The organism is Nonlabens sp. (genome assembly GCF_018401815.1).
Lineage (GTDB): Bacteria > Bacteroidota > Bacteroidia > Flavobacteriales > Flavobacteriaceae > Nonlabens.
The window spans coordinates 954150-964546 of the sequence record NZ_JAGYKG010000001.1 but is presented as its reverse complement, the minus strand read 5'-3'; the positions used below and the strand labels follow the sequence as shown (position 1 = coordinate 964546).

General features: G+C 37.4%; 10 protein-coding genes. All 10 read right to left on the bottom strand.

Features of this window, described 5'->3' with window-relative positions; genetic code table 11:
- Positions 1-377: 377 nt before the first annotated feature.
- The 10 genes from atpG to KG732_RS04265 all read right to left on the bottom strand — a co-directional run bounded on the left by atpG (position 378) and on the right by KG732_RS04265 (position 9545).
- On the bottom strand, positions 378-1253 hold the full coding sequence (gene atpG, locus KG732_RS04310) for an ATP synthase F1 subunit gamma (protein WP_213521151.1): 876 nt from the start codon (positions 1251-1253) through the stop codon (positions 378-380).
- Between the two features lie 29 nt (positions 1254-1282).
- The gene (locus tag KG732_RS04305; RefSeq protein ID WP_213521150.1) at positions 1283-1618 is read right to left on the bottom strand and encodes a four helix bundle protein; all 336 of its coding nucleotides are present in this window, start codon (positions 1616-1618) and stop codon (positions 1283-1285) included.
- A gap of 77 nt (positions 1619-1695) precedes the next feature.
- Positions 1696-3270, bottom strand: a complete 1575-nt coding sequence (gene atpA / locus KG732_RS04300; protein WP_213521149.1) for a F0F1 ATP synthase subunit alpha — start codon at positions 3268-3270, stop codon at positions 1696-1698.
- A 167-nt stretch (positions 3271-3437) separates the two neighbouring features.
- Entirely contained in the window at positions 3438-3974 is a 537-nt protein-coding gene (atpH, locus tag KG732_RS04295; protein WP_213521147.1) for an ATP synthase F1 subunit delta, read from the bottom strand.
- A gap of 5 nt (positions 3975-3979) precedes the next feature.
- On the bottom strand, positions 3980-4477 hold the full coding sequence (locus KG732_RS04290; protein WP_213521145.1) for a F0F1 ATP synthase subunit B: 498 nt from the start codon (positions 4475-4477) through the stop codon (positions 3980-3982).
- A gap of 101 nt (positions 4478-4578) precedes the next feature.
- The gene (atpE, locus tag KG732_RS04285; RefSeq protein WP_213521143.1) at positions 4579-4770 is read right to left on the bottom strand and encodes an ATP synthase F0 subunit C; all 192 of its coding nucleotides are present in this window, start codon (positions 4768-4770) and stop codon (positions 4579-4581) included.
- A gap of 18 nt (positions 4771-4788) precedes the next feature.
- The gene (gene atpB / locus KG732_RS04280) at positions 4789-5997 is read right to left on the bottom strand and encodes a F0F1 ATP synthase subunit A (protein ID WP_213521142.1); all 1209 of its coding nucleotides are present in this window, start codon (positions 5995-5997) and stop codon (positions 4789-4791) included.
- Between the two features lie 103 nt (positions 5998-6100).
- On the bottom strand, positions 6101-6487 hold the full coding sequence (locus KG732_RS04275) for a DUF6168 family protein (protein WP_213521141.1): 387 nt from the start codon (positions 6485-6487) through the stop codon (positions 6101-6103).
- Between the two features lie 28 nt (positions 6488-6515).
- Positions 6516-6917, bottom strand: a complete 402-nt coding sequence (locus KG732_RS04270) for a polymer-forming cytoskeletal protein (protein ID WP_300980293.1) — start codon at positions 6915-6917, stop codon at positions 6516-6518.
- Positions 6918-6929: 12 nt separating this feature from the next.
- Positions 6930-9545, bottom strand: a complete 2616-nt coding sequence (locus KG732_RS04265) for a hypothetical protein (RefSeq protein WP_213521140.1) — start codon at positions 9543-9545, stop codon at positions 6930-6932.
- Positions 9546-10397 lie beyond the last annotated feature (852 nt).

The following is a 10397-nucleotide window of genomic DNA, read 5'->3' as shown; positions in this document are numbered from 1 at the left end:
CCAAAACTTCATCAACAGCATGGTAAAACCAGATTACAACAACTGGGAAGGAAAAGATGCCTATGCCAATAGGTTTATGGAGCTCGTAGAAAAAAATTATTGATGTGCTCTATAAATTCAGATCTAAGGCTTGATTCAAGTTACTGCAGTGAACGGAAAGCAAAGACATTAGACAACTTCATAAGTTGTCTTTTTAAATCTATTTACTGGTACAAGGAATTGATGTGTATCTCGCTTTCGAGAAAGCAAAACTTCTAGTACCCCAAAATCCTAAAAGTTAGTTTTTTCAAAACACCACATTAAAAAAGCCTTTCAGAAATTCTGAAAGGCTTTTTTATATCTCGATGAAATTATAAATATTTCCGTCTGTGTGAAAATTAGTTGTTCAATGCCTCAGCACCACCCACGATCTCAAGGATCTCGTTAGTAATAGCTGCTTGACGTGCTTTGTTGTAAGTCAATTTCAATTGATCTCTTAACTCTGTTGCGTTGTCTGTTGCTTTGTGCATTGCTGTCATACGTGCACCGTGCTCACTAGCCCAAGAATCACGCACTCCTTTGTACAATTGCATCTTAAGTGACTTAGGAATCAATTCTTCGACGATTTCTTCCTTAGAAGGCTCAAAAATATAGTCCAGCTCGGCTTCCGCTTGAATAGCATCCTCATCTTTTGCCACTGGCTTAAGAGGAAGGAAGTCTTCTGTCATTACGATTTGTGTAGCGGCATTTTTAAAGCTGTTATACACAATAACAATTTTATCAAATTCCCCTGTTCTAAACAGCTCCATCAATTCTTCAGCAATTACAGCTACGTTATCATAAGAGATATTCTCAAATAAATCGCTTTTATTAGACTGTACTGGAGATTTCTTACTTACAAAGTCGTTTGCTTTCTTACCTATAGTCATGTAAGAAACAGCCACACCTTTTAATTCGTTTTCATTTAAACGAATCAGCTCTTTAATAATATTTGTATTAAAAGCACCTGCAAGACCACGATTTGAAGTAATTGCAACTACAAGAGCTCTTTCTACATCTCGTTGCTCTGTATATATACTTCCGGCATCGCCTTCCATAGTAGCACTAAGATTTTGAAGTAGCTCCGTAAGCTTATCAGAATAAGGACGCATTGCTGTAATAGCATCTTGTGCTTTTTTCAACTTTGCTGCACTTACCATCTTCATGGCAGAAGTAATCTGCATAGTAGATGATACGGACGATATTCTGTTTCTTATTTCTTTAAGGTTTGCCATGATTTGAGTTCAGAGTTATGAGTTCAGAGTTATGAGTTTTTGATTATTGCAACCAAAATACGTATCAGCTCCTCACATTTATCCTTCAATCCTTTAGGTACTGTTCTTCCTGTTGCTTCAAGAATTTCTAACCAATACATGGTTTCATCTGCTTCTTTAAGCGCAATTCCAAACTTATTTTTAAAATCTTTTGTGCTTACACCTCTTTGCGCTTCCCTTGTATTGGCTCCAATACTTGTTCCACTTCTTAATAATTGAGATGCCAGTTCAAAATCTTTATTTAATTTTAATTGATCTGTGAAATGAACAATCTCACAAGCAAAAACAAAACTCTTCGTTCTGATTGGACTTTCCTTGTAACTCATTTCAACAGATTATCTTAAGAATTCAGCGTTAGCAGTCAGAAAACTCTGAACTCATAACTCTGAACTCTACATTTCATTTAATAACGAGAAGAAAGGTCCTTAGCTACTGCTGTAAGTGTATCAATCACTTCATCAGTAAGTTTTCCCGCTTTAAGAGTATCTAAAACATCTCTATGCTTAGCATTAAGAAGTTCTAGGTAGTCTCTTTCAAATTCTTTTACTTTCTCAATAGGCACATTTCTCAACAAGTTCTTAGAACCAGCATAGATAATCGCAATTTGATTTTCTACTGGATAAGGATTGTTTTGTGATTGCTTAAGGATTTCAACGTTTCTCTTTCCTTTTTCAATGATACTTAAAGTAGCAGCATCAAGATCAGAACCAAATTTTGCAAAGGCTTCTAATTCACGGTAAGCTGCTTGATCTAGTTTTAAGGTACCAGATACTTTCTTCATCGACTTGATCTGTGCGTTACCCCCTACACGAGATACCGAGATACCTACGTTAATCGCTGGACGTACACCTGAGTTAAACAAATCTCCATCTAAGAAAATCTGTCCGTCTGTAATAGAGATCACGTTAGTTGGGATATATGCAGATACATCACCAGCTTGTGTTTCAATAATAGGAAGTGCCGTAAGAGATCCACCCCCTTTTACGATAGGCTTCAAACTGTCTGGTAAGTCGTTCATGTTTGCTGCAATTTCATCATTGTTGATGACTTTTGCCGCACGCTCTAACAATCTAGAGTGAAGGAAGAATACATCTCCAGGGTATGCTTCACGTCCTGGTGGACGACGCAGCAAAAGAGATACTTCACGATAAGCAACTGCTTGCTTCGATAAATCATCAAAAACAATAAGTGCAGGACGACCCGTATCACGGAAGTACTCCCCTATCGCTGCACCAGCAAATGGTGCATATACTTGCATAGGAGCAGGATCAGATGCATTTGCTGCTACGATAGTGGTGTAAGCAAGTGCGCCAGCTTCTTCAAGCACATTAGCAATTAATGCTACGTTAGAGGCTTTTTGCCCTATCGCAACGTATATACAATATACTGGCTCGCCAGCATCATAAAATTCTTTTTGGTTGAGGATCGTATCGATACACACCGTAGACTTACCCGTCTGACGGTCACCGATTACCAACTCACGCTGTCCGCGACCTACAGGAATCATCGCGTCTATAGACTTGATACCTGTTTGCATAGGCTCGGTAACAGGCTCACGGAAGATTACTCCAGGAGCTTTACGCTCTAGTGGCATCTCATAAAGATCACCTTCTATAGCGCCTTTACCATCTATAGGCTCACCAAGAGTGTTGACCACACGACCTACAATTCCTTCTCCTACTTTAAGGGAAGCAATACGCTCCGTGCGCTTAACAGTATCTCCTTCTTTAACCTCAAGTGATTTACCTAGAAGTACCACACCTACGTTGTCTTCTTCAAGGTTAAGAACGATTCCTTCCAGCCCACTTGCAAAAGAAACAAGTTCTCCATATTGTGCATTAGAAAGACCGTAAACACGTGCGATACCATCACCTACGGTAAGTACGGTTCCCACTTCATCAAGTGATGCTGTCGCATCAAAACCTGATAGTTGTTGCTTAAGTATTGCAGATACTTCTGCTGGATTTACTTCTGCCATGTTCTTATTTTTATTCTTGTTAAATGTCTATGCATCGACAAGCGCTGCTGGACAATCTTTATTTGTTGTTATTTAGTCGGCGCCTCTGTAAAGAATGACACTAACCTCTTTTTGTCTCGCTTTCGCGAAAGCGAAATAAAAGGAATGAAAACTATTAATTCGTTTTACTAATTACTAGCAAATGTTCTTTTTAGTTCACCAAATTTATTTTGCACACTTGCATTGATTTCTCTATCCCCAACTCTTAGTACAAAACCTCCTAAAATACTCGGGTCGATAACTTTCTCAAGTGTTACTTCTTTACCTGCTAATTCTATAGCCTTAGCAAGTACTTTCTTCTCAAGGTCTGCTGTGATTTCTACAGCTGTTGTAACCGTTGCAATCTCACGCTTATTCATTTCTTCAAAAAGAATGATAAAGCTTGTTGCTACGTCAAGAACAATGTCTGTACGCTTGTTAGCCACAAGTAAGTCAAAAGTTTTCATAGTCACCTCATTTGCGTCCTTGAACACTTCGCGCAATCCGGCACGTTTTTGATCGGCCTTAACCAACGGGCTAGAAAGAAAATTGCGTAACTCCTTGTTTTTAGTAACAGTAACAAGGATGCTTTTCATATCTTCATTTACAGCGGCAGCTTTATTCTCGTCTATGGCTAGAGAGAGAATAGCTTTTGCGTAACGGGAGGCAGCTCTTGATAATTTCATAGTTACTAGATGTTTGCTTCTGCAAGCATTTTATCGATAAGTGCCAATTGAGCATCTTTTTCAGAAAGCTCCTTGCGAGTTAATTTCTCCGCTATGTTTAAAGAAAGCTCTGCAACTTGAGATTTAATGTCTGCAAGTGCAGCTTTTTTCTCTGATTCTATAGCTTCTTGAGCACTAGCAATAATTTTATCTGCTTTTTCTTGAGCCTGACCAGCAGCATCTGCGATCATTTTTTCTTTGATCTCACGAGCCTCTTTGATCATTTCGTCTCTTTGAAGACGAGCCTCTTGAGCAGCCGCTTGATTGGACGCTTCTAAATTTGACATCTCTAGTTTTGCATTTTCCGCAGCAGCAAGTGCTTCTACAATTCCTTGCTCACGCGCATCTAAGCTACTCAATATAGGCTTCCATGCAAATTTTGCAATAAGGAATATTAATCCTATGAAGATAACAAGTTGCCAGAAAAAAAGGCCCAACGAAAAATCATTAATTAACTGATCCATGATCTGTATTTAAAATAATTGTTTTTAATCTTTAATTTATAAATCACCTCCTATAACCAACCGTTATAGGTAAGTGATTTATGTGGTTGTTTTTACTGAGCCTATCCTAAAAGAAGCGCAGCAAAAGCAAAACCTTCAAGAAGTGCTGCGATGATAATCATCGCTGTTTGGATTTTAGCAGCAGCCTCTGGCTGTCTAGCGATTGCTTCCATTGCTTTTCCACCGATCATTCCAAGACCGATACCAGCTCCGATTGCAATAAGTCCTGCACCTACAATAGTTGGGATTTCCATAATAAACTAATTTAAAAATTAAACAAAACGTTCTCTCACTTCATCTATGTCATCTTCTTCAGCACCTTCATGTTCGGGATGATCATGTTCTGCAACTGCCATACCTATGAATAAGGCAGAAAGTAAGGTGAAAATATATGCTTGTAGAAAAGCTACTAATAATTCAATTAATGTGATAAACAAAGCAAGAATAAAGTAAAAGACACCGTATCCTATACTTGCACCAGTTCCAATGTTTAAATCTGTTTTGGCAACTGTAATTGCTCCTAATAAGGTAAAAAGTACCACATGACCTGCAGTGATGTTTGCATATAAACGTACTAAAAGCGCAAATGGCTTGGTCAATGTCCCTAATAATTCAATGGGTATAAAGAAAATTTTCATTATTGGGTGAACACCTGGCATCCAAAAAATGTGTTTCCAATAATCTTTGTTAGCACTAAAGGTAGTAATGATATAAGTCAATAAAGCTAAACAAACCGTTACTGCTATATTACCCGTTAAATTGGTCCCTAAAGGAGTAAGCCCTAACAAGTTTGCTATCCATATAAAAAAGAAAACTGTCAATAAGAACCCCATAAACTTGCGGTACTTCTTCTCTCCCACATTAGGCTTTGCAATCTCATCTCGAACATAAATTACCAAAGGTTCTAAAACACGACCAAAACCTTTAGGAATAGCGCGTTTTTTATACTGCTTGGCTAAGCCTCCAAAAATCAAGAAAATAATCAGTCCCACCAAGATGGAGGTTGCCACATTCTTAGTAATAGAAATATCAAAAGGCTTTATATTATCAGGATGATGAACATCTGACGCTATAAAATCTTTTGGCCCATTAACTTTATATATTTTGCTGTGGTGCAACTGATAATAGTTACCGTCAATTTCTGCAATCTCCTCACCATGATGGAATACAGATGACATAAACACCCTTAATCCATTATCCCATATAATGACAGGTAGCGGTAGGCTTACAAAAAAGTGGTCTTCAGCCTTTTCAAAAAGAGTAAAATAGTGGGAATCCTTGAGGTGGTGTGAAATGAAATTATCTACTTCGGCTTTGGTATTTACAGCATCTCCTTCGCCATACTCCCCCTCGTCAACTTCATCAAAGACAATTTTTTCCCCCTCTGTGAATTGTTTCTCGTGTTCATTTTGTCCATTCGCTTTCGCGAAAGCAAAAAAAACCAAAGCAAAAAAAGCTGTTTTTAGGTAAGCTCTATACATGTAATACACCTTAAAAAGTTAGGTTCTTTAATTCGGCTGCAAATGTACGACAAAAATGAAATTAAAAAACAGCCTTTTATTAGTAAATTTTTTAAAGGAATTTTTAATTTTCAAAAGACTCTAAAGTAGTATTAGTGAGCCACTTGATTACCACAAAAGCTTCTACGGCAAGAAAGGTAAAATAAGGAATTAGAAAAGAAAGTATTTGAGCTTTGGTCAAGGGGGGTTCCTGACTTAATAATTGAGGAAATAAAATCAAGGCAGCACCAAATTTTACAAATACCGTTACTAAAAAAACATAGCCTAATTGATTAGGAACTAATTCATATAAATAGTGCATGCCACAAACTGAGGCAAATGTAGCAGAGCCTAAAAATATATAAAGCTGATATAGCTTGAATACTGGAGATTCTTCTATAAAATAATGCAGTCCAAAACCTACCACAGCCAATGCTAGAATAAGTAAAAACGCTTTGAGGTAAAAATTCATAATACGCATAGGGGTTTAAAAAGTGCGACTAAACAGGTTGTTCTTTTTTACTATTGTTTGTGGATTTTATACCTGACTCCATCTTACAACTGGCATTAAAAGACGCCCCTGGCTCTACTGCAAGTTTTTGTGTGGTTACCTCCCCTGTAATCTGTGCCGTAGCCTTTAAAGAAAGTAATCCTTGAACGATTAGCTTTCCAGAAAACACCCCTTCAATATCGGCATTATTACAATTTAAGGCGCCCTCTACTTTACCGTCTTTTCCAATCACCACTTTTGCTGTTGTTTTAAGAGTGCCGTTTATAGTTCCATCTATTCTGAAACCCCCTTCACTAACTACATCTCCATGGATAGTTGTTCCATAACTTATTCTGTTTTGCGATTTACCAGACTCCATATAAGTGTTGCTTTGCTTTTTATAATTCAACATATTATTGTTCTTTTATAACGATTCTTTCTCGTAGTTATCTAAACTTTTATAGACCTGAATAATTTTATAATTTTCTGAAGCTATAGCTAAGTAAGGTTTTAAAACTCTATAAGTATTTTCGGTTTTTGCCATAAGAGCACCTAGACCTTTTGCTCCCAATTTGGAACTTAACCCATGCACCACCACAAGCTTTTCGTTGATATTGTAAGTATCTATAGAAACTCTAAAAGTAAAGTGTTCCTTTTTAATGGCTTCCTCTAGTTTTTCCTTTAGGTCATCCATATCGGCAACCTCTGTATTTTTAAATCTGTAAAGTAATTTAAAATCCGTAAGCCCATTTTCTGGAAGAAACACCTTTGGTATTTGAAGCGTTTCAGCACTGACGGCAAGCTTTTGAGCACTTTTACCCACTTCTGTATTAGGGAAGTTTAAAGCTACGTAATCTATACCTTTTTTATACTCTTGAAAACCATAAAGTCTTCCAGCAGCAAATGCTTTTAACAACTCCAGTCTTGGTACGATATCGTCTCCATTAAATAATGTGGAATACTTCTCAGCGCTGGTAATTACTAAATCGTAGTTTTCCTTCTCATATTCCTTATACAATCGATTATAAATTGCCAGCGGACTCGCACTGTCGTCTAGTTGTGCGTCGGGATTTCTCAATATTTGAGCATATCTCGTGTCTGGATGATCTGTTATAATTCTCTTTTTTAACTGTTCTGCTTTCGCGAAAGCATTACTACTAGGGTCTTCCTTGTAAATTAGATACAAGTTATAGAGGGCTGGTAATAAAAGTTTTTCAGCCGGGTCGTGCGTCAATAAAGTATCAAAACGACTGATGGCAAGATCGTTGCGCTTAAATTTCTCCTTATAAATAACACCTAGTTGATAATAAGCAAAGCTTCTAGCCTTTGCAATACTGTCCAGCAAGAGTGCGCCTTCTGGAAGTCTACTGGTATAAAACTCTGTAGTAAATTCTGGTCGTACTTCCACTTCTTGAACAACGACCTCTTGTTCCTCTTCTGTTTGCAGCTCCTCTTTTTTATTTTTGCGCCTCCAATTGTCCGTAAGGTTTCGTTTTCCCCATTTTCTTCTAAAATCCAACTTACCACGAGCAACTGTCTGCTGATTAAAGAAATAGAAAGAACTCCCTCCAGGAGTTTTAGAGCCTATATCGGACCTAGGTTTTCCAAAAGCAGGCCCTACATTACCGCGTTTAGCAACATTGTTGTTAGTATTTTTTTGAAACGCATTCTGCTCTTGAGCTTCTTTTGCTGCTGCTACTTCAGCTTCTTTTGCAATGCGTTCTTCTTCCTCTTTTAAACGGTCTATATACTCTTGATAATATTGTGCTTGCTGTTCTATCGACATACCGACAACCATAAGAATACTATCAGCACTGCGACGTCTTCCTTCATATAGAATTACATCGTCTAGGTTATTTCTCTTTTTAGTAAACAGTCGGTACTCATTTGTGCGCTCGACGTAATTTGCAATAGCGCTATCAAAATATTTACCCGCATTCACAAATTTGGATTGATCAAAACTTATCTTACCTAAAGCAGCATAATTGTTTGCTCTCAAGTAGACATCCTGACCGTTTTTTACGCGCAAAGATTTATTGTAATATGCTACTGCTTCTTCTATTCGGTCTTCTCTCTCATAATATATGGCTTTTCGAGAGTAAATAGCGTCCAACCAAGGTCTGTTTTCTCGGTTGTCTTCCAAATCGACGATCGTCGATAGCAATTCTTCTTTATTGTCTATAGAAGGGTCAAAGTTTTTGATCTTTTCTATAAAGGCATTGATGTAGTACCGACGAGGTATGTTGCGATGCATTTCTATAATCTCATCATAATGCGCAAAAGCGCTATCACGCTGACCAGACTTAGCAAATAGTTGTGCAGTAATGAACTTATAACGGGCTTGAATTTCTTTATTTTTAGTCTGTTGCTCTGCCCGATTCATATAAAACAGAGCGCTATCTACTTGCTCCAAATTTAAAAATGCTTGAGATAAAGTAGCATTTGCAATAGCGAGATCTTCCACTTCTATAGCTCCCTCTTCTTCCTTAAGCAACTGACTTAAATTCTTTATCGCAGTTTCATTATTATCCAGCCTCATATTTGTTTTCTCACGCCACACTTTGGCCTGATTGATCTGGTCACTTTCAGGCATAAATTGTAAGATATAGTTGAAAGCCTCTAATGCGGGGATAAAACGCTGGTCGTAATATCGCGCCTTGCCTAAAAGCATATAAGACTCATCAATTTGAGGGTTGTATTCCGTCTCATTGATAAGCATGGAGTGTTTTTGTACCGCTTTAACCGCTTTTTCTTCAGCTCGCTCAAAATTGGGGTCTATTGGTTTATCACCTGGCAAAAAGACTTGATCTTTTAGCGTCATGCGTTCTACGGGTAATACCTCCCAGTAATTCTCTTTATAAGTTTGTTCCAAGCCGTCAAGCCCCGCTTGTAAAGCGAGATTACCATTATACAAGACGTTATACTCTGTCCCTACAGCATGCAGATTGCGGCTTACAAAGGAATTCTTTTTCCTGCTACAAGCGGCTACAACCGCTGTAAGAAAAAATGCAATGCATATATTGTAGAAAAACTGTTTCAAAAAATAGGTTTTAAACGAATTTCAATAACTCCAAATACCGTGTTGATATTGTAAAAGATCGTAAAAATAAGGATTTTTTACTGCCGATGAAGTTTACAACCCGAAGATGGTAAATTTATACACATTTTGATTGAAGAACGTTGTTTAAAGCTTTATTTAAAATACAAGGGCCTCCTTCTGAGCTTCTCGTAAGTAAAGTTCTCGGCACATCTTTCGTTTTATTGCCTATTAAAAATATTCTTTGTGTTTTAGTGATCCCCACATGCTGATTGACATTGTACTATTATTCATCCCATAAGAAATTACTAGTAACTATCTGAAAAACCTTCCGTTCTTTACAAGAGCATAAAGGTGAAGTAGGGAACGGCCTTTTAAACTGAACTATATTTCTAAATTTCTTGAAAAATAGATGCTCTGGCTTTGTAATATGATCCCACCCAAATATGGGCTAATACTATATATGCTCGGGCATTAAATTTTAATTTCCCCATCAAAATAGCAATCTTAAATAGAAAAAGAAAGTTCTACAAACATATTTATCCCCCAGAGGTGTCTCGTTTAAGGATAGTGAAAAAGGGCCGCCGAATCAAAAAATAAAATGCTAGAAACCTTATTAAAAGGCACATTCCCTTTAAAAAGAAAACAACCCCACAACTTAATAAAAAGAGAACAGAAGCTCTTTATGTTTTTTATTTAAAAATAAATAACGCTCTTACGATAAAAAACACATCAGGTGTGTTCCCATTGAATTAGAGAGCAAGTGTGCTGTACTCAACAACCCATAGGGTTAACCCTATACAAATAAAAAGGCTGTACAACACTGGTCAAAAAACATATCTCCCAAACGGTGCC

Excerpts from the sequence above, each read along its gene's own strand:
- atpG (WP_213521151.1), bottom strand. The coding sequence starts at position 1,253 with ATGGCAAACCTTAAAGAAATAAGAAACAGAATATCGTCCGTATCATCT.
- KG732_RS04305 (WP_213521150.1), bottom strand. The coding sequence starts at position 1,618 with ATGAGTTACAAGGAAAGTCCAATCAGAACGAAGAGTTTTGTTTTTGCT.
- atpA (WP_213521149.1), bottom strand. The coding sequence starts at position 3,270 with ATGGCAGAAGTAAATCCAGCAGAAGTATCTGCAATACTTAAGCAACAA.
- atpH (WP_213521147.1), bottom strand. The coding sequence starts at position 3,974 with ATGAAATTATCAAGAGCTGCCTCCCGTTACGCAAAAGCTATTCTCTCT.
- KG732_RS04290 (WP_213521145.1), bottom strand. The coding sequence starts at position 4,477 with ATGGATCAGTTAATTAATGATTTTTCGTTGGGCCTTTTTTTCTGGCAA.
- atpE (WP_213521143.1), bottom strand. The coding sequence starts at position 4,770 with ATGGAAATCCCAACTATTGTAGGTGCAGGACTTATTGCAATCGGAGCT.
- atpB (WP_213521142.1), bottom strand. The coding sequence starts at position 5,997 with ATGTATAGAGCTTACCTAAAAACAGCTTTTTTTGCTTTGGTTTTTTTT.
- KG732_RS04275 (WP_213521141.1), bottom strand. The coding sequence starts at position 6,487 with ATGAATTTTTACCTCAAAGCGTTTTTACTTATTCTAGCATTGGCTGTG.
- KG732_RS04270 (WP_300980293.1), bottom strand. The coding sequence starts at position 6,917 with ATGTTGAATTATAAAAAGCAAAGCAACACTTATATGGAGTCTGGTAAA.